This window comes from Photorhabdus temperata (assembly GCF_025384845.1).
In the GTDB taxonomy this organism is placed as follows: Bacteria; Pseudomonadota; Gammaproteobacteria; order Enterobacterales; family Enterobacteriaceae; genus Photorhabdus; species Photorhabdus temperata.
The window spans coordinates 1-21,294 of sequence record NZ_JAJAFX010000032.1 but is presented as its reverse complement, the minus strand read 5'-3'; the positions used below and the strand labels follow the sequence as shown (position 1 = coordinate 21,294).

General features: G+C 43.5%; 22 protein-coding genes and 1 riboswitch. Of the genes, 11 read left to right on the top strand and 11 right to left on the bottom strand.

Features of this window, described 5'->3' with window-relative positions; translation table 11 throughout:
• Window positions 1-347: 347 nt before the first annotated feature.
• The 5 genes from LGZ99_RS13770 to LGZ99_RS13750 are packed head-to-tail and all read left to right on the top strand — an operon-like array spanning window position 348 to window position 5,113.
• The gene (locus LGZ99_RS13770; RefSeq protein ID WP_021322856.1) at window positions 348-1,598 is read left to right on the top strand and encodes a class-III pyridoxal-phosphate-dependent aminotransferase; all 1,251 of its coding nucleotides are present in this window, start codon (window positions 348-350) and stop codon (window positions 1,596-1,598) included.
• Window positions 1,598-2,659 (top strand): zinc-dependent alcohol dehydrogenase, encoded by a 1,062-nt coding sequence (locus tag LGZ99_RS13765; protein ID WP_036840137.1) that lies wholly within the window; start codon window positions 1,598-1,600, stop codon window positions 2,657-2,659. The genes LGZ99_RS13770 and LGZ99_RS13765 overlap by 1 nt, the downstream gene beginning before the upstream one ends.
• 13 nt (window positions 2,660-2,672) lie before the next feature.
• A complete protein-coding gene (locus LGZ99_RS13760; protein WP_023045526.1) occupies window positions 2,673-3,305 on the top strand; it encodes an HAD family hydrolase in 633 nt (210 codons plus the stop codon).
• A 60-nt stretch (window positions 3,306-3,365) separates the two neighbouring features.
• Window positions 3,366-4,517 (top strand): MFS transporter, encoded by a 1,152-nt coding sequence (locus LGZ99_RS13755; RefSeq protein WP_036840135.1) that lies wholly within the window; start codon window positions 3,366-3,368, stop codon window positions 4,515-4,517.
• 14 nt (window positions 4,518-4,531) lie between these two features.
• On the top strand, window positions 4,532-5,113 hold the full coding sequence (locus LGZ99_RS13750; protein WP_023045528.1) for a DUF1349 domain-containing protein: 582 nt from the start codon (window positions 4,532-4,534) through the stop codon (window positions 5,111-5,113).
• 104 nt (window positions 5,114-5,217) lie between these two features.
• Here LGZ99_RS13750 and LGZ99_RS13745 read toward each other — a convergent pair whose 3' ends face one another.
• From LGZ99_RS13745 to LGZ99_RS13705, 9 genes are all read right to left on the bottom strand, one after another.
• The gene (locus tag LGZ99_RS13745; protein WP_036840133.1) at window positions 5,218-5,703 is read right to left on the bottom strand and encodes a carbohydrate binding domain-containing protein; all 486 of its coding nucleotides are present in this window, start codon (window positions 5,701-5,703) and stop codon (window positions 5,218-5,220) included.
• Between the two features lie 295 nt (window positions 5,704-5,998).
• A complete protein-coding gene (locus LGZ99_RS13740; RefSeq protein ID WP_023045530.1) occupies window positions 5,999-6,472 on the bottom strand; it encodes a hypothetical protein in 474 nt (157 codons plus the stop codon).
• Window positions 6,473-7,123: 651 nt separating this feature from the next.
• Window positions 7,124-8,263 carry a 2-iminoacetate synthase ThiH gene (thiH, locus tag LGZ99_RS13735; RefSeq protein ID WP_023045531.1) on the bottom strand — a complete coding sequence of 380 codons (1,140 nt, stop codon included), beginning with the start codon at window positions 8,261-8,263 and terminating at the stop codon, window positions 7,124-7,126.
• Complete coding sequence (locus tag LGZ99_RS13730) at window positions 8,263-9,030, bottom strand: thiazole synthase (RefSeq protein WP_036840131.1); 768 nt, start codon at window positions 9,028-9,030, stop codon at window positions 8,263-8,265. Before LGZ99_RS13730 ends, thiH begins: the two co-directional genes overlap by 1 nt.
• Window position 9,031: 1 nt before the next feature.
• A complete protein-coding gene (gene thiS, locus LGZ99_RS13725) occupies window positions 9,032-9,232 on the bottom strand; it encodes a sulfur carrier protein ThiS (RefSeq protein ID WP_021322852.1) in 201 nt (66 codons plus the stop codon).
• Complete coding sequence (locus LGZ99_RS13720; protein ID WP_036840128.1) at window positions 9,229-9,978, bottom strand: HesA/MoeB/ThiF family protein; 750 nt, start codon at window positions 9,976-9,978, stop codon at window positions 9,229-9,231. The genes thiS and LGZ99_RS13720 overlap by 4 nt, the downstream gene beginning before the upstream one ends.
• Before the next feature lie 22 nt (window positions 9,979-10,000).
• Window positions 10,001-10,639 carry a thiamine phosphate synthase gene (gene thiE, locus LGZ99_RS13715; protein WP_262979200.1) on the bottom strand — a complete coding sequence of 213 codons (639 nt, stop codon included), beginning with the start codon at window positions 10,637-10,639 and terminating at the stop codon, window positions 10,001-10,003.
• Complete coding sequence (gene thiC / locus LGZ99_RS13710; protein WP_262979199.1) at window positions 10,632-12,560, bottom strand: phosphomethylpyrimidine synthase ThiC; 1,929 nt, start codon at window positions 12,558-12,560, stop codon at window positions 10,632-10,634. The genes thiE and thiC overlap by 8 nt, the downstream gene beginning before the upstream one ends.
• A 104-nt stretch (window positions 12,561-12,664) precedes the next feature.
• A riboswitch (TPP riboswitch) is annotated at window positions 12,665-12,790 on the bottom strand.
• 55 nt (window positions 12,791-12,845) lie between these two features.
• Window positions 12,846-13,508, bottom strand: a complete 663-nt coding sequence (locus LGZ99_RS13705) for an HAD family hydrolase (RefSeq protein ID WP_021322848.1) — start codon at window positions 13,506-13,508, stop codon at window positions 12,846-12,848.
• 149 nt (window positions 13,509-13,657) lie between these two features.
• Between LGZ99_RS13705 and nudC the strand changes: the two genes are divergently transcribed.
• From nudC to LGZ99_RS13675, 6 genes are all read left to right on the top strand, one after another.
• Window positions 13,658-14,425 (top strand): NAD(+) diphosphatase, encoded by a 768-nt coding sequence (gene nudC, locus LGZ99_RS13700; RefSeq protein ID WP_021322847.1) that lies wholly within the window; start codon window positions 13,658-13,660, stop codon window positions 14,423-14,425.
• Between the two features lie 108 nt (window positions 14,426-14,533).
• Window positions 14,534-15,598 carry a uroporphyrinogen decarboxylase gene (hemE, locus tag LGZ99_RS13695; protein WP_021322846.1) on the top strand — a complete coding sequence of 355 codons (1,065 nt, stop codon included), beginning with the start codon at window positions 14,534-14,536 and terminating at the stop codon, window positions 15,596-15,598.
• A gap of 4 nt (window positions 15,599-15,602) precedes the next feature.
• Window positions 15,603-16,271, top strand: a complete 669-nt coding sequence (gene nfi, locus LGZ99_RS13690; protein WP_023045535.1) for a deoxyribonuclease V — start codon at window positions 15,603-15,605, stop codon at window positions 16,269-16,271.
• 77 nt (window positions 16,272-16,348) lie between these two features.
• On the top strand, window positions 16,349-16,939 hold the full coding sequence (locus LGZ99_RS13685) for a YjaG family protein (protein WP_021322844.1): 591 nt from the start codon (window positions 16,349-16,351) through the stop codon (window positions 16,937-16,939).
• 186 nt (window positions 16,940-17,125) lie between these two features.
• Complete coding sequence (gene hupA / locus LGZ99_RS13680) at window positions 17,126-17,398, top strand: nucleoid-associated protein HU-alpha (RefSeq protein WP_021322843.1); 273 nt, start codon at window positions 17,126-17,128, stop codon at window positions 17,396-17,398.
• A 65-nt stretch (window positions 17,399-17,463) separates the two neighbouring features.
• A complete protein-coding gene (locus LGZ99_RS13675; protein ID WP_023045536.1) occupies window positions 17,464-18,105 on the top strand; it encodes a DUF1481 domain-containing protein in 642 nt (213 codons plus the stop codon).
• Between the two features lie 18 nt (window positions 18,106-18,123).
• Here the strand turns inward: LGZ99_RS13675 and purD are convergent, their stop codons facing one another.
• Entirely contained in the window at window positions 18,124-19,407 is a 1,284-nt protein-coding gene (gene purD, locus LGZ99_RS13670; RefSeq protein ID WP_262979198.1) for a phosphoribosylamine--glycine ligase, read from the bottom strand.
• Between the two features lie 21 nt (window positions 19,408-19,428).
• The gene (purH, locus tag LGZ99_RS13665; protein WP_023045538.1) at window positions 19,429-21,018 is read right to left on the bottom strand and encodes a bifunctional phosphoribosylaminoimidazolecarboxamide formyltransferase/IMP cyclohydrolase; all 1,590 of its coding nucleotides are present in this window, start codon (window positions 21,016-21,018) and stop codon (window positions 19,429-19,431) included.
• Window positions 21,019-21,294: the final 276 nt, after the last annotated feature.

Below are 21,294 nucleotides of genomic sequence, written 5' to 3'. Positions count from 1 at the left end.
AAATAATCAAGATGGTCACCTAATTATAAAGTAAATAGTCATAGGCTATACAAATACTCTCATGGTTATCGTTTTGAGGTAGAGTTGCAAGATTTTCGGACAGTTCTATAGGATTTTAAACAGAATTACCTGTATTAGCCATATTTACTAGCAGTTCTGTATGTAATTAACAATACATTCAAAATAATAATGTATTTTATATAAAATACTTTAATTTTTTAAATGTTTTTTGTGGTTTTTATCGGTTTTTTGTTGATCTAAATTAATTTTTAGTAAATATTCTCTTACCTGTTAAAGATTATTGTGCTTTCTTATAGTTAGAAATGGTTAATTAAGGTAATGAAATGATGGAAAATGGAAAACGATTTGAAGATATGCTTTCTCGTTTTGTTGGTAATGGTCCTTATTTAGAAATAGATGGTGAAAAGTATATTGACGCGGCTTCGGGAACATTTAACCTTCCACTGGGGTACACTAATCGCAGAATAGCAGAAAAATTAAAACAGCAGATCGACAGATGTACACATTTGAGTTCAGCTTATACTCATGAAATGTCGCAATATATTCTGAATAAATTAGTTAAACATACCCCTGAAGGAATTAATAGAATATGGTTGCGGGATGTTTCCGGCTCCGGGGCGGTTGAATGTGCCATTCGTATTGCTCAAAAAGCAACAGGGCGGTCAGGGGTTATCTCTTTCTTTCTGGCTCATCATGGTCAGTCTTTAGCTACAGCGCAAATTTCGGGTAATGCTTTTAGAATTAAAGATTTTCATGTCAATATTGATGGCTCTTTAAAAGTGCCGACTCCTGCCAGCGTCATGTCTGAATTGGGGCCGGGCACAGAACAAAATCAGTATTTTGATCTGGAACAATTTATTCAATTGGGATCAAATGACAATATTGCCTGCTTAATCATTGAGCCTATTCAAGGAAATGGTGGAAATATCGTTTTCCCTGTTGATTTTTACCGTAAGATTAGAGATATCTGTCATAAACATGACATTATCATTATTGCAGATGAAGTGCAGACAGGATTTGGACGCACAGGAACATTCTTCGCATCAACCGGTTACGCCAAAGAATTAGAACCAGATATTATTGTTTTCGCTAAAGGCGCTGGTGGCATAGGTATTCCTACTGGTGGTGTATTGATGCGTAGTTCATTGGATGTATTAGAGTCTTTCGAACATTCCAGCACATCAGGTGCTAACCCTCTTTCACTCACCGCTCTCAACGAAATTATCGATATTATCGAAGATGAACATGTTCTGGAGAATGTGCAGAGTAACGAAGCTTATTTGCGTAATGGCTTATTAGCATTACAGCGTAAATATCCAGAAATTACCGGTGTCAGAGGCGTCGGTTACATGTTTGGTTTTGATACGCCATCACCGGAATTTGCTGCAAAAGCGATTGCAACTGCGAACAATCATCATTTGATCATCCGGGGTTCTCGTTATGGGAAAGGCCGTGCACTCAAAGTTCGTCCTCCATTAATTTGCACTAAGGAACATTTAAGCGAGATTTTGCATAAATTGGATCTGACTTTTGCTGATCTGACTTTAGATATGCTGGATAACAAGGAGGTAGCATAATGAAAGCACTTAAATTTAATCAGGTATGGGATGTTCAAATCCGGGATGTTGAACCGTTACATTGTGTTGAGTCTGATGATGTGGTGGTTGATATTGCGGTTTGTGGTGTTTGTGGTACGGATGTTGGGATTATCACGGGTTCTTACCCTGTTGCGATTCCGGGGACGACTCTCGGTCATGAAACGACGGGTGTTGTCACTCAAATAGGAAGAAGTGTTACGCGTTTTAACGTGGGTGACCGCGTGGTGATCAACCCAACTTATTCCTGTGGGCATTGTCGGATGTGCCAGACGGGAAGCCCAAATCATTGTGAAAAAAAATTGGGAACCGAAGCTGGGGTTTCCTATGACGGAGCATTTGCTGAACAGTATCTGGCTAAAGAGAGTTCACTGATAAAACTAGATGACCATGTCAGCATGGAAGAGGCATCACTGACCGAGCCGCTTAGTTGTACATTGACCGGTGTCGATAAGCTGGGTATCACTCATACTAATATTCGTGCAGCAGTGGCTGGCGCAGGTCCAATGGGTATGCTCTACATTTGGGCTTTACATGCCAGAGGCGTCAAGGCTTTCATGGTCGAGAAAAACGAGAGCCGTGTTCAGTTTGCCAGAGAAAATCTGCCACCGGAATGTGAGCTGTATACTGATTTTGATGAGGCTTTAACGCAGAAATATGGCGATAAATCGGCACTTATCGATCTATGTGTAGATACTACCGGCCAGTTAACCGAGTACATTTTCGAACATCTGGCTCCTGGCGGAAAATTGCTGAATGTTGCGCTTAAAGATAAACATGCCAACCTTGATATTCTTAAGATTGCGGATAAGAGTCTTTCAGTCATTGGTTCTATTGACTCTCTGAATAATAGCTTTGAACGTGCTTATACCATGATCCGGGATGGTGTGATTCCGGCGGGTCGTCTGGTCAGTCAGGTCTTTGATTTTAATGATTACTTGCAGGCTTTTCTCACTGTGGGTTGTGATATTGCGGGTAAAACCCAAAAACCGCTCTATACTCCAAATTGTAAAGTACTGATCCGCATTTCCGATCTCAAGTAATGGAGTTTTTCACATGGATAAATTTAATGTGATTTTTGATATTGATGGGGTCATTGTCGATAGTGAGCAATTGCACTTTGATGTTCTTTGTGATTTGGCCCCTGACTACACTCATCATGTACAACCACAGCAACTTATCGGTCTGAGTTTGAAAGAGACGCTGGATTATATTGGGGTTCCAGCTCAGCGGCAGCAAGAGATCACGGCTAAAATTGTCTCTGTTTACAAAGATAAGCTGTCTCAAAGTTACCTTCGCCCAGGGATTGCCGGGCTGATAGCGGCTTTACAACAGCACAGCATCCCTTTTGGTTTTGTCTCTACTGCGCCGCGTGAAGTGTGTTTGGCTAATATTGGATTATTGGGATTGAGTGAAAGCCCAGCTTTGATCTCCGGCGACGATGTTGTAAGAACGAAACCTAATCCCGATCCCTATCTTGCCATGTTGGAATTGAAGTCTATGGATGTTCATCAAACATTGGTAATTGAAGATACAGATTTGGGGATTACAGCAGCAATACAGGCAGGTATTCCCTATGTGTATGCCTGGCCTCATGTGTTATCCGTTGCAGAACAGTATCAACAGGCCACCCGTATTATCGGAGCGCTGACAGATATTCCGCAATTTTCCAGGATTAATTTTGCATAATTTAATGTCCTCCGTGAGTCATATCGGAGGGCGTTTTTATTTATATAGAAGGAGTATGAGTTGTCTGATCTGAATATGGTCTCTTTGGTAAAACAACCCATCATGGCGACGCGCGTCGCTTTTTTTATTGCCGGCTTTAGTCTTGCAAGTTGGGCTCCCCTCATCCCTTTAGCGAAAGAACGGCTACAACTTGATAATGGCGCGATGGGGCTTTTGATGCTGGCATTCGGTATTGGCTCTTTCATCATGATGCCGATGGCAGGAATGTTGGCCGCACGTTTTGGATGCCGGCAAGTTTTCACTTTATGTGCCCTGTTAGTGCTGGTTATGTTGCCAGGGCTCAGTGTTTTACCTACACCACTGACACTGGCCTGTGTTTTATTTATCTTTGGTGCAGGTATTGGTGCGATGGATGTTGTAGTAAATATCCACGCTGTTATGGTCGAAAAAATGGCTCAGCGGCCAATCATGTCTGGCTTTCACGCGTTATTCAGTCTGGGGGGAATAGTTGGTGCAGGCTCGGTCAGTGCATTATTGTCTCTGGGAATATCACCTTTTCAGGTGATGATCATGGTGGTGCTACTTATTATCTTGTTACTGTTGCCTGCATGGAGTGGGTTGTTAAATGAAGCAGAATCGGGTAATACGCCATTTTTTGCTGTTCCCCGTGGAGTTGTTGTTTTACTGGGCTTTCTCTGTTTTGTTGCCTATATCATGGAAGGCTCAATGCTGGATTGGAGCGGTATATTATTAACCAGCGTACATAACATCAGCAGTCATCAGGCTGGAATCGGTTACACTCTTTTTGCTATTGCTATGACATCTGGTCGCTTTTTGGGGGATAAGATCATTGCCCTTTATGGGCACCGGCGGGTTTTTATCAGTAGTGCCTTATTAGCGACTTCTGGATTTATCCTTATTTACTCAGCATCAACAGCAATAATATTAGGACTTTCCTTCCTGATGGTTGGCGCAGGTCTCTCTAATATAGCACCCATGCTTTTTACCGCTTCCGGTCAACAGAAAATTATGCCTGACTCGCTGGCAGTTGCGGCGGTTTCTACAATGGGATATTCAGGGATATTACTTGGGCCTGCAATTATCGGAGGATTAGCACATGTTGTGACATTACATAGTGCTTTTGCTTGTGTTGCTTTACTCTCTGTTTCCTTACTTGCAGGATATAAATTTATTAATCCAAGCGGAAGATAATAGAGGGAGCTCCTATGAGTTTGTCACAATATGATTGGCTGAATGAACCATCTGATTGGCAAGCTGGAAGTGGCTGGCTTAATGTCACCACAGATCATAAAACCGATTTTTGGCAACAAACATGGTATGGTTTTCAACGTCATAGTGGTCATGTTTTTGGGCGTTATGTTGAGGATAATTTTACCTTTCAACTCTGCATTGAAGGATGTTTTGAACATTTATATGATCAAGCTGGAATCATGCTATTAGTGGATGAGAAACATTGGTTGAAAGGGGGAGTTGAATATTCTGACGGGCAGGCCACTATTGGTAGTGTACTCACACGTCACCATTCTGATTGGTCTATGGGAATATTTCCAGGTAATCCAAGTAAATTCTGGTTACGTCTGACTTGTGAAGAAGGGTATTTGAGGCTTCAGTATTCTACTGATGGTTTACGGTGGCCACTATTAAGGCTATCTCCTTTTCTTGAGGATAAGCAACGTGTCTTTGTTGGCGCAATGTGTTGTTCTCCAGAACGTCAAGGGTTGCAGGTGAAATTTTCTGATTTCAGACTTACACCGCCAATAAAGAAACCATTGCATGATTTAAGTTAGACAAGGCTATTTTTGGAGAATTACGTTTACTGAGATAGGCTTTAAAACACCCGGAGCAATGAGCTTCGGGTGTTAAGATGTCTAGTTATATCAACGTTGGGTGTTTAGGCTTTTTCTAAAATAAAACCGGTAAAGTCAGCAGTCGCTTCTTCTGGGAAGCCCACAAATTGGTCTTTCATCATATAAACTCGTAAAAATCCCTTTTCATCTGTACTTAGTTCAACGGAACCAGTTGTAAAATTGAAGCTATCTACAATAAAAGATTCGGGGCCAGATGTACTATTCTGTAAACCAAAATAAGCTGGCAAGGCTCTTTGTGGTGTTTTTTTTGTTGATAAGCGTGCTGTACCAGTCAGTCTATATTTAACGTTAGGCTCCAACCCTTTTATAATTTGGTCAATAATGCCAGAATCAGAATAACTTTGGATTCTAAGAAAGTTAGCACCATTCTCGGATAAGATTTCTACAGCTTCGGAGGTTGGAGTTTTCCAGCCGTGATATCCTTCATTAAATGAGCCATTAATCAGTTCTTTATTAGCATTTTTTGTATCAGAATAATCTTCGTTATTGAGAACTTTTTTCATATCCATATATTAATCCTTTTTAAATGAAGAGCAATTAAATTTGGTTTTTCTTAATAACTTGGTTTTCAGTAAACATTATTATCAATAGTGGGAGAATATACAATCGTGTTTTTATTGATTTAAAATTAAATTTTTGTCAATTAATGAAAAAATAACGTCCGGGATATTACATCAGAATATCAATTATATTGAGGGAGAGAATAGGATGAATGATTACATAATATCTACAGTGGTAGAATTAAAACACCCGAAGCAATGAGCCTCGGGTGTTGAAATGTCAAACGATATCAAAGTTAGATGTTTAGGCTTTTTCTAAAGTAAAGCCAGTAAAATCAGCAGTTGCTCCGCTTGGTCTGGGGCCAATTTGGTCTTTCAGCAAGTAAACGCGTAAAAGTCCTTCTTTATCTGTACTTAATTCGATAGAACCTGTTGTAAACTCGGTGCTGCTCACAGCAAAAGAATCCGGGCCTAATGTGCGATTCTGTAAGCCAAAATAAGCGGGTGATGATTCTGCTGATAAGCGAGCGGTGCCAGTCAGTTTATATTTAGTGTTAGGCTCTAATCCTTCTATAATTTGATCAATGACGCCAGAACCAGTAACGCTTTGGATTCTGAGAAAGTTAATGCCATTCTCAGATAAGATTTTTGCCGTTTCAGGAACTGGGATTCTCCAGCCGTGATATCCTTCATTAAATGAGCCGTTAACCAGTTCTTTATGAGAGTTTTTCTTATTACCAGAATAATCTTCGTTATTCAGTATTTCATTCATATTCATAATTGATCCTTTTCAAATAAATAACAATAAATTTGATTTTTATTAACAACGTTGTTTTTCGGTGGGAACTTTATCAATAGTAGTAGGGAATATTCAATTGTATTTTTTGTTGATGTAGAGTTGTAATTTGTGTCAATTAATAAAAATAAATAGATGTAATTATTAATATATACAGCGCGTATACCTATTACCTCACTTAACATTAGATTATATATTCATCATAAATATCAATTGCAATTTTTTTACTTTTATGCTTTATTTTCTTAATGAAATATTCTATTTGTTTAATTCTTTTAGATTTTTTTCTTATTAGAGTGAATATTGTTCTGTTTTCTCTTTAATGAAATTAAAAATAGGTTGTAATATCGGAAATATTATGAAAATAAATTAAATTTTCTCAATGGGGAATAAATTATCTTTAATTCTTTTATATCAATGATTTCCTGATTTTGGTCATTTACTTTATTTTATTTTCTGAAAAATTCATAAGCCATTTAATAAAAAAGCGTTATATACCCAATAGATTTCAAGTTGCAGCGCGGCGGCAAGTGAACTCAGCCAACAAAGCAGCAATTTGAAAGATGAAGGGTATAGATCATTAACCAAGTATTATCATAAGGAGTCCTTTCCTTACGATAAACCCTTGTTGAATTATCGGCCTAAATAACCATCCCAGTCTTTCCAGACAGGTTGTAGCCCCGCTTTAATCAATACATTCGCGACCTGATAAACGGAGCGGTTATCATGCGGAATAAATTGTTCTAGTTCTTCATGGCTATTGTCTGCGTAACCACCGGGTTGGGTTTTTGAACCTGCGCTGACATTATTGATTGCCAGTGGTATTACGTGATCGCGAAAGAAGGGAGATTCCCGGGTAGAAATAGAAAGTTCTACATCTGGAGCAAATAGACGAAAGGCACAAATCAGTTGTACCAGCTCTGCTTCACTCATTAATGATGCAGGTTCAATACCTCCGGCACAAGGCCGCAAACGTGGGAATGAAATTGAATAACGGCTTTGCCAATATGTGCGTTGTAAAAAGAATAAATGTTCAGCCACCATATAACAATCTGTCCGCCAGTGATTGGATAGGCCAATTAATGCCCCTAAACCGATTTTATCGATTTTTGCCCGGCCAAGGCGATCCGGTGTTTCTAGTCGCCAGTGAAAATCTTGTTTCTTACCCCGCAGATGATGCAGCCGGTAAGTTGGCTCATGATAGGTTTCTTGATAAACCATCACACCATCAAGCCCCAACGTTTTGAGTTCTGAATACTCTTCCTGAGTCATTGGCTGGACTTCCATCATTATGGAACTGAAATGTTCACGGATAAGTGGCAGATAACGGCGGAAATAATCCATACCGACTTTACTCTGATGTTCCCCCGTGACTAATAGCAGATTGTCAAAGCCCAGAGCTTTAATCGCCTGACATTCTGCAATAATTTCATCTTTATTTAGTGTCTTGCGCTTGATGTGGTTACTCATTGAGAATCCACAATAGGTGCAATCATTGGCGCATAAATTCGAGAGATAAAGCGGCACATAAAAACCAACGGTATTACCGAAGCGTTGACGAGTCAATTTCTGTGCCCGTTGTGCCAGCGGTTCTATATAGGGTTTCGCCGCTGGTGAGAGCAGTGCCATAAAATCATCTAGATTTAATTTGTTGCTGCCCAATGCCCGTTCGACATCCTGCGAAGTTTTGCTGTTAATGCGAAGGGTAATGTCATCCCAACTCAGTTGCCGCCAGTGATAACCAAAACTGTTGTTCAAAAGATGATTAGCCATTAGAACGTTCTCAGAAAATCAGTCAATGGGCTGGATGCAACAGCATGTTGTTTTGGACTTGCCAGACCAGCCTGATGGGATAATTCACCCGCTTCAATTGCCATTCTAAATGCCTGTGCCATTTTTACTGGGTGACGCGCGACGGCAATAGCGGTATTGACCAATACGGCATCAGCCCCTAGTTCGATTGCTTCGAGTGCATGGCTCGGTGCGCCGATGCCTGCATCGACAACCACCGGCACCTGTGCTTGCTCAATAATAATTTGCAGGAAATCCCGGGTTAGCAGCCCCTGATTAGAGCCGATCGGGGCTCCCAAAGGCATAACCGCTGCACAACCCACTTCTTCCAGGCGTTTACACAAAACAGGATCAGCACTGCAATAAGGTAGAACGACAAACCCGTCTTTGACCAGCATTTCAGCACCTTTGAGCGTTTCGACCGGATCGGGCAGTAAGTATTTCACATCAGGATGGATCTCCAGTTTGATCCAGTTTGTTGCCAACGCTTCACGGGCCAGACGAGCTGCGAACAGCGCCTCTTCTGCGGTTTTGGCTCCAGAAGTATTTGGCAGCAATTTGACGTCAAGTTTTTGTAATGGCACCAGAATGGCGTCATTGCCTCCCTGCAAATCAATGCGTTTCATCGCCATTGTGACAAGCTGACTGCCAGAGGCGGCTATAGCCTGAATCATTAAATCTGAATTAGCGAATTTACCTGTACCAGTAAACAAACGGGAATCAAAAGTAGTATCAGCGATTTTTAACATATCAGCCTCCGGCAATAGCCTGAAACAAAAGGATATTGTCCCCGTCATTAACTTGGTGCGTACTCCAGTTCGAACGCGGAATAATGGTTTGATTAATGGCCAATGCAGTTCCTGGTTGTGCCCGTTCAAGTTGTTCCAGTAATTGCTGTAGAGCCAGAGGAGCGGTAAGCTCCATCAACTGGTCATTTATAGTAATTTTCATGCCATATCTCCGCAGATTGGGCATTGCCGCGATTGACTGAGTTGTAGCGTGCTCCAGCTTTGCTGCTTACCATCAAACAGCCGAAGTTTGCCGCTCAACGGAGAGGGAAGTCCGGTTAACATTTTGATGGCTTCCAATGCCTGTAATGTGCCGATGATGCCGACTACCGGACCTAATACACCCGCAGTTCGGCAATTGCGCTGTGATTCTTCCTGATCAGGGTAGAGGCAGGTATAGCAGCCGTGAGGATAAGGAGGTTCAAGCACCATAAGCTGACCGCTGAACCCAACGGCACTGCCGCTGATTAAGGGCTTTCGCGTTGCTACACAAGCCGCATTGATAGCATGGCGGGTTGCCATGTTGTCACAGCAATCAAGAACCAGATCGACCTGTTTTACGATTTCTTTCAGCGATTCCACGTCTTGACGTTTATTAAGAACAGTTATTTTTACCAGTGGATTCAGTGCATTGAGTTGATTAGCTGCAAGTTCAGCTTTTGCCGAAGGAATATCCTCTGTGCGGTAAAGGATTTGTCGTTGTAAATTGGAGATGTGCAGTTGGTCATCATCAGCGAGATAAATTGTTCCCACACCCGCCGCAGCGAGATAGAGAGACGCAGGGGCGCCCAGCCCTCCCAGACCGACAATCAGTACGCGGCTGGTTTTCAGTTTTTCCTGTCCTTCAGGGCCGATATCTTCCAGCAACAGTTGTCGGCTGTAACGCATAAATTCTTGATCATTCAGCATAAGAACCTCTCAATACCGTCAACTAAATGCCTTCAACCAGGTGAATCAACTGCGCCGTTGCCTGACGCCAATCCTTTGCTTTGGTAATCGCACTGACTAGTGCCACACTGCCAACTCCCGTAGCAATAACATCCGGTACACGTTCGAGAGAGATACCTCCGATAGCGACAGTAGGGTAATCCGGTGTGTTTTCTACCTGTTGTTTTAGTGCTTCGAGCCCTTGTGGAGAAGAGGGCATTGCTTTGGTAGTCGTCGGGAAAATATGGCCGAGGGCGATATAAGATGGACGTAAAGATTTTGCCCGTGCCAATTCTTGTTCATTGTGAGTGGAAATGCCTAACCGCAATCCGGCTTCTTGGATTGCATTCAGATCGGCGTTATCTAAATCTTCCTGCCCCAGATGAACACCGTAAGCGCCATGTTTGATCGCCAGTCGCCAGTAATCATTAATAAATAAACGAGCGTTATATTGGTGGCCGAGCGTGATGGCCTGCTTAATTTCTCCCTCGACCTGATCTTCTGGCAGGTCTTTGATTCGTAACTGGATGGTGGTAATTCCTGCCTTTAACAGGCGGGAAATCCATTCCAGCGAATCCACAACCGGATACAGCCCCAATCTGTGTTCAGTCGGGGCAAATGAGGCATTAGGCAGATTACTCATGAGATACACCCTCTGCACTGTGATACAGCTCGCTGCCGCGGGTGCGGAATTCTTCTGACATCTGTTCCATACCGGCGGCATAATCGCGTACTTCCTGAGAGATCTTCATCGAGCAGAATTTAGGCCCGCACATAGAACAGAAATGAGCAATTTTACCGGAGGCTTGTGGCAGAGTTTCATCGTGATAGGCACGTGCGGTATCTGGATCGAGTGCCAGATTAAACTGATCTTCCCAACGGAATTCAAATCTTGCTTTTGACATAGCGTTATCACGGATTTGTGCGCCTGGATGGCCTTTGGCGAGATCGGCGGCATGGGCAGCAATCTTGTAGGTTATCAGTCCTTGCTTAACATCATCTTTGTTTGGCAGACCAAGATGTTCTTTCGGAGTGACATAGCAGAGCATGGCGCAACCAAACCAGCCAATCATCGCTGCACCAATACCCGAGGTGAAATGGTCATAACCTGGTGCAATATCTGTCGTCAGTGGCCCAAGGGTGTAGAAAGGGGCTTCATGACAGTGCTCCAATTCTTCTGTCATATTGCGGCGAATCATCTGCATTGGCACATGTCCGGGGCCTTCGATCATCACCTGAACATCATATTCCCAGGCAATTTTGGTCAGTTCGCCTAATGTATGTAACTCTGCAAACTGGGCTTCATCATTGGCATCTTGAATAGAGCCGGGGCGCAAGCCATCCCCTAATGATAGAGAAACATCATAAGCGGCACAGATTTCACAAATCTCGCGAAAATGTTGGTAGAGGAAGTTTTCCTGATGATGAGATAAGCACCATTTCGCCATAATTGAGCCACCGCGGGAGACGATCCCGGTTAGGCGTTTGGCTGTCATCGGTACATAGCGCAGCAGAACGCCGGCGTGAATAGTGAAGTAATCCACCCCTTGTTCCGCTTGTTCCAGCAAGGTATCACGGAACATTTCCCAGGTGAGGTTTTTCGCTACGCCATTAACTTTTTCCAGAGCTTGATAAATGGGGACGGTACCGATAGGAACCGGGCTGTTACGCAAGATCCATTCGCGGGTTTCGTGGATATAACGGCCAGTGGAGAGATCCATTACCGTATCCGCTCCCCAACGGGTAGACCAGATTAGCTTTTCTACTTCCTCTTCAATAGAAGAGGTCACTGAAGAGTTACCGATATTGGCGTTAACCTTCACCAGAAAATTACGACCAATAATCATGGGTTCTGATTCAGGATGATTGATATTGGCAGGGATAATTGCCCGACCCGCCGCGACTTCCTGACGGACAAATTCTGGTGTGATATTTTCTGGCAACTGAGCGCCGAAGCCTTGTCCGGCATGTTGTTGGCGTAGCACATCACCGCGGATACGTTCACGCCCCATATTTTCCCGTAGTGCAATAAATTCCATTTCCGGCGTGATGATGCCTTTACGGGCATAGTGCAATTGAGTCACGCGTTTGCCTTTACCAGCTTTTAATGGATGAGGGCGGTTATTGAAACGTAAATGATCGAGGCCAGCATCCGCCAGACGTTGTTGAGTAAAATCAGAGCTGAGGGCAGTAACAGGTTCAGTATCTTGACGTTCGTCGATCCATTGCTGGCGCAGTTTAGTTAACCCAACATGCACATCTAGCATGGAATCAGGATCGCCATAAGCGCCGGAAGTATCATAAACAGGGATAGCTTCGTTTTCCTCATATTGAGGTTTTTCTTTAGTTCCACTGATCAAAGTAGGTGATAACTGAATTTCCCGCATTGGGACTTGGATATCGTCACGTGAACCTTGGAGATAAATTCGTCGTGAGTTAGGGAATGAGACTCCCTGAATAGAATTAATAAATTCCTGAGCGGCATCGCGTTGAGCTTTACGTGGACGTGCCGGGCTGGGTTTTGGCGAAATATCAGTTGCAGGGATAACAATATTATTAGACATAGCAAATTCCTAACCGTGTTATTGGGAAAGTTGCTTGTCTGGAGCTCGCAGGGAGTAATAATTGATGGCTGAATGGACTCTTAGAAAACCTGGTGAGCCGACAGCGGTTGATTACTCTTGTTCCCTTCGCGGGTCTTAACCCGATCAGGTTCCGCGGATCCCGAATTAACGGTCTCAGCCTGTGTATGCTGCGATAAAACAGCTTACGCTAGGCACTCCGACAAGAAAGTAAACATTAGTATAGAAGGGATTATGAAAACTACAACCCTTGATAAATGAAAGTATTTACAATGACCAGGTTAATTGTTTCCAGCCATGTTGTTCTGCCTCAGCTTGCAAACGGGTATCGGCATTGACAGTAATCACCTCATCGGCAAACTGACACATCGGCAGATCATTAATCGAATCACTGTAAAAACGGATAGTTTCAGGATGACTATTTTGTTGCTCCAGCCACTGTTTCATTCGTTTTACTTTACCTTCACGAAAAGTGGCAATGCCGTCTATTTTGCCGGTATAACAGCTGTTTTCTACTACCATATCAATGCCCAGTGCAGTGTGAATACCAAATTCGGCAGCAATCTTTTTCACGATAAAAGAGACGGTGGCTGAGATAATAATGACCGGAACCTGTTGTTGTTGATATTCTTCAAGCAGAGCTTTAGCTTGTGGATAAAACCGTGGTCTGATTCTTTCTGCGACAAATTCGGTTAGCCAGGTATCAACTTGTTCTTGCGGAACCTGATGCAATGTTTGCAGGCTAAATGCCAGATAGTCATTCATATTCAACATACCTGCATTGTAATCAGCCATCATTTTTTCATCTGCTTCGATAAAACTGGGATCAGTAATTATGCCTTTTTCCCATAAGAATTCTGTCCATATAGCGCTGGAATCACCGGAGATTAAGGTGTCATCCAGATCAAACACGGCAAGCAGTTGTGGCATGATGTTGTGTTCCTCAAGTCAAAGCACGTTGATAGCTGAGAATAATGCTTGTAATACTGTGTAGTGACCAATAGCAATAAAAGCACGTTTTTCTGACTAGAAAGCGTATGATTTATACAAATATTAATCGTAATTATGATGTCATGATGATGCAACAACAAATCACAGGAACAGAACGTGGCTGGTGGATTATCAGCTATGAAAATCGTATTTGGCTCCCGGAAGGGGAATTACCTTTTGGAATTGCTGTCCAATGGTCATTGCAAGGAAAAATAGCGTGGCCTATTGGTGAATGGCAGGGTGAGAAAGTTTGGCTTATTTGTCAGAAAATGGCTTCAGATATGGTTTCGCTGCGGCAAATTATTTCAAGTGATAGTGGGCTGTTTCAGTTAGCTGGCCGTGGAGTGCAGTTGGCGGAGTTTTATCGCTCTCATCGGTATTGTGGTTATTGCGGTAGTGAAATGTATCATAGTGTCAGTGAATGGGCTTGTTTGTGCCATCACTGTCATGAACGTTATTATCCTCAGATCGCGCCTTGCATTATTGTCGGTATTCGTCGCAATGATCAGATTCTGCTGGCGCAGCATCAGCACCATCGTGGAGGGGGGTACACAGTACTGGCAGGATTTGTTGAAGTCGGTGAAACACTTGAAGAAGCGGTATCCCGTGAAGTAATGGAAGAGAGTAATATTAAAATCTGCAACTTACGTTATGTGGCTTCTCAACCGTGGCCTTTTCCTCATTCATTGATGATGGCATTTCTGGCTGATTATGACAGCGGTGAAATCCGTCATGATCCGAAAGAGCTAATTAGTGCAGACTGGTATCGCTATGATCAACTGCCATTGATCCCGCCAGCCAATACGATAGCCCGCCGGTTGATTGAAGACACGGTTGTTTTATGCCGAAATGCGTAATGTACTGTTTGGCGCGATTCAGCGGGAGAGATTTGTCTGCCATGCTACAATGGCAGCAAATCATTGCAGCCAGATAATATTGCGGCCAATAAATAAATGGAGCCTGTTATGAATGAGTTGAAAAACGACCGCTATTTGCGAGCTTTACTGCGCCAACCCGTTGATGTTACACCTGTATGGATGATGCGTCAGGCTGGTCGTTATTTGCCGGAATATAAGGCTAGCCGTACCGAAGCAGGTGATTTTATCTCTCTGTGTAAGAACACTGAACTTGCCTGCGAAGTCACTTTACAGCCTTTGCGGCGTTATCCATTAGATGCGGCGATTCTCTTCTCTGATATTCTCACTATTCCTGATGCAATGGGATTGGGACTCTATTTTGAGGCAGGCGAAGGCCCGCGTTTTAAATCCCCTATTTTGAGTCGTGCTGATGTAGAAAAACTACCGGTTCCTGATCCTGAAATGGAGCTGGGTTATGTGATGGATGCAGTGCGTACCATCCGTAAGGCACTGGCGGGTCAGGTTCCTTTGATTGGCTTTTCCGGTAGCCCGTGGACACTGGCGACTTATATGGTGGAAGGCGGCAGTAGTAAGGCATTTACTAAAATCAAAAAAATGATGTATGCCGAACCCACCGTCATGCACTTATTACTGGGTAAACTGGCAGACAGTGTTATTCTTTACCTTAATGCCCAGATTAAAGCGGGCGCTCAGTCCGTGATGATTTTCGATACTTGGGGAGGCGTGCTGACTGGTTGGGATTATCGCGAGTTTTCCCTGCGTTATATGCACAAAATTGTTGATGGCCTGATCCGTGAAAATGAAGGTCGCCGTGTGCCGGTAACATTGTTTACCAAAGGTGGTGGGCAATGGCTGGAAGTAATGGCTGAAACAGGTTGTGATGCCCTTGGTTTGGACTGGACGACAGATATTGCTGATGCACGCCATCGTGTAGGGAATAAAGTGGCTTTGCAGGGCAACATGGATCCATCTATGTTATATGCCGCTCCAGAGCGGATTGAACAGGAAGTTTCGACAATTTTGCAAGGTTTTGGTGCGGGTTCTGGTCATGTTTTTAACCTTGGTCATGGTATCCATCAAGATGTATCGCCGGAACATGCTGGTGTATTTGTTGAAGCGGTACATAAACTTTCAGCTAAATATCATCAGTAAGAATATGATTAACACGAAAGCATTACGTCAGGAACAAATAGAAAAGGCTCAACAAGTCATCCATTATGATGATTTTTCTTCACCAAAATTAATTGCTGGGGCTGATGTGGGCTTTGAACAGCAGGGAACGGTTACCCGCGCAGCTATCGCTGTTCTCTCTTATCCCGCCCTTGAACTGGTGGAGTATCAGATAGCCCGAATTGAAACTACACTTCCTTATATCCCTGGTTTACTCTCTTTTCGTGAATACCCTGCATTGATGGCTGCTTGGCAGTTGCTGAAACACACACCTGATCTGGTCATGGTGGATGGTCATGGTATTGCTCATCCACGTCGTTTAGGTGTTGCCAGCCATTTTGGTTTATTGGCGAATGTACCGACGATTGGCGTGGCAAAACGTCGTTTATGTGGTGAAAGTGAACCATTGGGTGATCAACCCGGCAGTTACCAACCTTTGATTGATAAAGAGGAACAGATTGGTTGGGTATGGCGGAGTAAAAAACATTGTAATCCATTGTATATTTCTACAGGACACAGAATCAGTCTTGATAGTGCATTGCTATGGGTAGAGCGTTGTGTGAGAGGTTATCGTCTACCTGAAACTACCCGCTGGGCGGATGGTATCGCCTCAAATAGGGTGTTTTTTGAACAAATGATGCAGAAAAATCCTTAAATTCGGTGTAAGCGTGTGGATCTTCTTGAATTTCAGGTAAACTGCGAAGCAAATTATGCATTAATGAGTAAGAACTAATGTTACGAAACCCGATACATTTACGGCTGGAAAAACTTGAAAGCTGGCAGCATCTGACTTTCATGGCGAGTTTATGTGAACGGATGTATCCAAATTACCAGATGTTCTGTCGTCAGACAGCGTTCGCAGAACCTGCTCTTTACCGCCGTATCTTGGATTTGGTGTGGGAAATATTAGTTGTAAAAGATGCCAAGGTTAATTTTGATAATCAGCTGGAAAAGTTGGAACAAATTATTCCGTCAGCAGATGATTACGATATTTACGGTGTGTACCCGGCAATTGATGCGTGTATTGCATTAGGGGAAATTATTCATGCCCGTCTGAGTGGTGAGACATTGGAGCATACAATTGCAGTGAGTGAAATTTCAATTCGCACCGTTGCTATGCTTGAAATGAGCCACGCCGGGAAAGAAATGACCGATGAAGAATTAAAAGTATTACCTGCCATTGAACAAGAGTGGGACATTCAATGGGAAATTTATCGCTTATTGGCCGGCTGTGAAGAGCGGGATATTGAGTTGATTAAAGGATTGAAAGCTGACCTCCGGGAGTCAGGAATTAGCAACATTGGCATAAATTTAACGCAGTAAAGTGAAAAAACGTGATTTAATGCTTTAAATGCCATGTTCAAAGGCTTCACTTTTGCCCCCACTCTGTTCTACATTTGGGGGGTGAAAAGAAGTGGCTATCGGTGCGTGTATGCAGGGGTGCTGTCATTCGGCATATCCGTCGCACTCGATGCTTTGCAAACGATAAACACACTGTAAGGATAATCTATGAATAAGACTGAATTAGTTGATGCAATCGCAGAAAGCGCAGACCTGACCAAAGCTCAGGCGAAAGCTGCTCTGGAATCAACTTTGAATGCAATTACTGAATCCCTGAAAGAAGGTGATTCAGTACAGCTGGTGGGCTTTGGTACTTTCAAAGTTAACCATCGCGCAGAGCGTACTGGCCGTAACCCTCAAACCGGTAAAGAAATTACAATCGCTGCTGCGAACGTACCTGCTTTCTCTGCTGGCAAGGCACTGAAAGACGCAGTTAAATAATTTCATTGCAAAAAAGAAAAGATAGAAGGGGTATCTCTCCCCTTTTGTTGGTTCGTCAGGGGCTGATGACACTAGGATTCGTCTTCGCGCTCAGCGCCTGTACCAATCAACCAAAAGAACCTTCTTTTAGTGCAAGTGGATTCATCGCAGATGATGGCGTTGTCCGCTTGTGGCGCCTCAACGATCAAAATAGTAAGCCTCTGGTTCTAATGAGTGTTTACAGCCCTTACCGTAATGGCAATACCATCGTGACTTTTTATGAATATAAACAGGGCGATTTACGCCAAATTCGTCGTGAAATTCTGAATGATGAAAATCCATTGGCTGAACAACTTCGTTTAGATAAATCCGGAGATGTGATTTTTATGCAAAAGCAGTCAAAAACCCGGCGTGAACCACTTTCCAGTGATGATATTGTTCGCATGCAGTTTGACGCTAAACGGGCTCTTGAGTTAAGTGATGCACTGATCGTGGGAAATGTGCGTTTGATGCAAGGGCATTGGCATAACGGCAAAGTCACTACTTGTGCGGGTGACACGATTTCCGTCGAGTTTGAACCCTACGCGAGGTCATGGCTTGAACAGCGAGAAATAAGAAGCTACGGTCAATTAACAATTGCCTGGTTGGAAGCTTCGGCTGGCCGCGAATTACTGCTGGTGGCCAATAACGACTTCTGCCGTTGGGAACCGACGAAGGACAGCCTCTGACCTCCGTCAGTTTTGTGATTACTTCAGTCGGTTAATTGCCCGGTATCCAATATCCTTGCGGTAAAAACAGCCACTCCATTCAATCTTTTCTGCTTGCTGGTAAGCATTTTTCTGTGTATCGGCAATGGTTTCTCCCAAGGCGGTAACACACAGAACACGCCCACCTGCGGTAATAACATCACCGTCTTTCAGTGCTGTACCTGCATGAAAAACCTTGATGCTTTCATTTTCTTGTTGGGGCAAGCCATGAATAATGTCCCCTTTGTGATAATCGGCAGGATATCCGCCAGCAGCCAGCACTACACCCAGAGCAGGGCGTTCGTCCCAATCAGAAGTTTTACCAGTAAGCTCGCCTTTTGCACCTGCCAGACAAAGTTCAACTAAATCGGAACGCATACGCATCATGATGGGTTGAGTTTCCGGATCACCAAAGCGACAGTTAAATTCAATCACTTTCGGCTCGCCATTCTGGTTGATCATCAACCCGGCATAAAGAAAACCGGTATAAACATGACCTTCAGCAGCCATACCATTAACCGTAGGATAAATAATTTCTTCCATAATACGCTGGTGGATTGCATCTGTGACGACCGGAGCGGGTGAATAGGCCCCCATTCCCCCAGTGTTTGGACCCGCGTCACCGTCACCTACGCGCTTATGATCCTGGCTGGTTGCCATAGGAACAACATTCTTGCCATCGACCATAACGATAAAACTCGCTTCTTCGCCAGTTAAAAACTCTTCAATAACAATCCGATGGCCTGCATCACCAAATGCATTTCCGGCCAGCATATCTTTTATGGCGGACTGGGCTTCTTCCAGTGTCATTGCAACAATCACACCTTTACCCGCAGCCAACCCGTCAGCTTTGATGACAATAGGTGCGCCGACTGTATCCAGATAGGCGAGAGCTGGTTCGATTTCTGTAAAATTCTGATAAGCCGCCGTTGGGATTTGATGGCGCGCCAGAAAATCTTTGGTGAATGCTTTTGAGCCTTCTAATTGAGCGGCTGCCTGAGTTGGACCAAAGATAGTCAACCCCGCTTTTTGGAATGCATCGACAATGCCAATGACCAATGGCGCTTCAGGGCCAACGATAGTCAGCCCGATATTATGGCTTTGTGCAAATGCTAGCAGGTTATTGATATCTGTCGTTGAGATATCAATATTTTCCAGATTGCTTTCCAGAGCGGTTCCTGCATTTCCTGGAGCAACATAGACTTTATCAGCCAAAGGAGACTGAGCTGCTTTCCATGCCAGAGCGTGCTCGCGTCCACCGCTACCAATAATTAAAATATTCATTCAGTTCACTCCTGCTATTGATTAGTGGCGGAAATGGCGCATGCCAGTAAAAATCATGGCGAGACCGTGTTCATCAGCTGCTGCAATGACTTCGTCATCACGGATAGAACCGCCTGGTTGGATAACACAGCGCACGCCGACAGCTGCCGCCGCATCAATGCCGTCACGGAATGGGAAAAATGCGTCAGAAGCCATTGCACACCCCTGAACCTCCAAACCTTCGTCGGCGGCTTTAATTCCAGCAATTTTTGCAGAATAGACGCGGCTCATTTGGCCTGCACCGATACCGATGGTCATATCATTTTTTGCATAAACAATTGCATTTGATTTGACAAACTTAGCGACTTTCCAACAGAACAGGGCATCTTTCATTTCTTGTTCCGTGGGTTGACGTTTGGAAACTACACGTAAGCTATCTGTAGTTACCATGCCAAGATCGCGATCTTGGACCAGCAGGCCGCCATTAACACGTTTGAAATCAAGACCAGCAACGCGGGTTTCCCATTCGCCACTGACCAGAATACGGACATTTTGCTTGGTAGCCAAAATGGGTAATGCATCTTCATTTATTGAAGGGGCGATAATTACCTCAACGAATTGGCGATCGATAATGGCTTGTGCAGTTTTAGTATCAAGTTCACGGTTGAACGCAATAATACCGCCGAAAGCTGAGGTAGGGTCTGTTTTGAATGCGTGATCATAGGCTTCGTGAATATCTTTACCTATTGCTACGCCGCATGGGTTAGCGTGCTTAACGATAACACATGCAGGCTCTGAGAATTCCTTAACACATTCCAAAGCTGCGTCTGTATCAGCAATGTTATTATAGGAAAGCGCTTTACCTTGTAATTGAGTTGCCGTTGCGATGGATGCTTCAGAGATATTCTCTTCTATATAGAAAGCGGCGTCCTGATGACTGTTCTCGCCATAACGCATATCCTGCTTTTTAGTGAAATTCAGATTCAGGGTACGAGGGAAACGTCCTGATGGTTGAGTGACGTCACCGTAATAAGGCGGAACCAGTTTGCCAAAATAGTTAGCAATCATACTGTCATAAGCAGCGGTGTGTTCAAATGCCTTAATTGCTAAATCAAAACGGGTCGATTGTGTCAGTGAACCTTGATTATTATCCATCTCTTCAATGATTCTTTCATAATCATTACTATTAACTACGATCGCGACATCTTTGTGGTTCTTAGCAGCAGAGCGAACCATTGTTGGTCCGCCGATATCAATGTTTTCAACAGCATCTTCCAAAGTGCAATCTGGTTTAGCAACGGTTTGCGCGAATGGATATAGATTCACAACTACCATATCAATTGGTGAGATTTGGTGTCGTTCCATAATCTCATCATCTTGCCCGCGGCGACCAAGGATTCCGCCATGCACTTTGGGATGCAGGGTCTTAACGCGTCCATCCATCATTTCAGGAAAGCCGGTGTAATCTGAAACTTCAGTAACCTTCAGACCAGAGTCAGCCAGTAAACGGGCTGTGCCGCCAGTAGAAAGTAATTCAACACCGCGTTGAGATAAGGCTTTTGCAAATTCAACAATCCCTGATTTATCGGAAACACTAAGCAGGGCATGACGGATTGGACGAAGCTGTTGCATTGGTTTGATCCCTTGGATTTTATAAGGCAATAACATGTTATTGGGAAGAGCCCACTATTATCAGGACGTAAAAAATGGGCACTGCAATAACATTTCAGAACAGTCAGCTAAAATCACGCAATGATTTTAGCCACCGAATTGTAACGAAAACGTTTGCGTGATGCTCGATAAATTTTAATCCAACTAACCATTTGTGGATAAGTCTGTTGGTAAATGAGTATAAAGTGGGGTTTTGCTGTGGGATTAATCAAACGATCAATTTTCTTTAAAATAATT

Coding starts and splice junctions, on each gene's coding strand:
- LGZ99_RS13770 (WP_021322856.1), top strand. CDS start 348: ATGGAAAATGGAAAACGATTTGAAGATATGCTTTCTCGTTTTGTTGGT.
- LGZ99_RS13765 (WP_036840137.1), top strand. CDS start 1,598: ATGAAAGCACTTAAATTTAATCAGGTATGGGATGTTCAAATCCGGGAT.
- LGZ99_RS13760 (WP_023045526.1), top strand. CDS start 2,673: ATGGATAAATTTAATGTGATTTTTGATATTGATGGGGTCATTGTCGAT.
- LGZ99_RS13750 (WP_023045528.1), top strand. CDS start 4,532: ATGAGTTTGTCACAATATGATTGGCTGAATGAACCATCTGATTGGCAA.
- LGZ99_RS13745 (WP_036840133.1), bottom strand. CDS start 5,703: ATGGATATGAAAAAAGTTCTCAATAACGAAGATTATTCTGATACAAAA.
- LGZ99_RS13740 (WP_023045530.1), bottom strand. CDS start 6,472: ATGAATATGAATGAAATACTGAATAACGAAGATTATTCTGGTAATAAG.
- thiH (WP_023045531.1), bottom strand. CDS start 8,263: ATGGCTAATCATCTTTTGAACAACAGTTTTGGTTATCACTGGCGGCAA.
- LGZ99_RS13730 (WP_036840131.1), bottom strand. CDS start 9,030: ATGTTAAAAATCGCTGATACTACTTTTGATTCCCGTTTGTTTACTGGT.
- thiS (WP_021322852.1), bottom strand. CDS start 9,232: ATGAAAATTACTATAAATGACCAGTTGATGGAGCTTACCGCTCCTCTG.
- LGZ99_RS13720 (WP_036840128.1), bottom strand. CDS start 9,978: ATGCTGAATGATCAAGAATTTATGCGTTACAGCCGACAACTGTTGCTG.
- thiE (WP_262979200.1), bottom strand. CDS start 10,639: ATGAGTAATCTGCCTAATGCCTCATTTGCCCCGACTGAACACAGATTG.
- thiC (WP_262979199.1), bottom strand. CDS start 12,560: ATGTCTAATAATATTGTTATCCCTGCAACTGATATTTCGCCAAAACCC.
- LGZ99_RS13705 (WP_021322848.1), bottom strand. CDS start 13,508: ATGCCACAACTGCTTGCCGTGTTTGATCTGGATGACACCTTAATCTCC.
- nudC (WP_021322847.1), top strand. CDS start 13,658: ATGCAACAACAAATCACAGGAACAGAACGTGGCTGGTGGATTATCAGC.
- hemE (WP_021322846.1), top strand. CDS start 14,534: ATGAATGAGTTGAAAAACGACCGCTATTTGCGAGCTTTACTGCGCCAA.
- nfi (WP_023045535.1), top strand. CDS start 15,603: ATGATTAACACGAAAGCATTACGTCAGGAACAAATAGAAAAGGCTCAA.
- LGZ99_RS13685 (WP_021322844.1), top strand. CDS start 16,349: ATGTTACGAAACCCGATACATTTACGGCTGGAAAAACTTGAAAGCTGG.
- hupA (WP_021322843.1), top strand. CDS start 17,126: ATGAATAAGACTGAATTAGTTGATGCAATCGCAGAAAGCGCAGACCTG.
- LGZ99_RS13675 (WP_023045536.1), top strand. CDS start 17,464: ATGACACTAGGATTCGTCTTCGCGCTCAGCGCCTGTACCAATCAACCA.
- purD (WP_262979198.1), bottom strand. CDS start 19,407: ATGAATATTTTAATTATTGGTAGCGGTGGACGCGAGCACGCTCTGGCA.
- purH (WP_023045538.1), bottom strand. CDS start 21,018: ATGCAACAGCTTCGTCCAATCCGTCATGCCCTGCTTAGTGTTTCCGAT.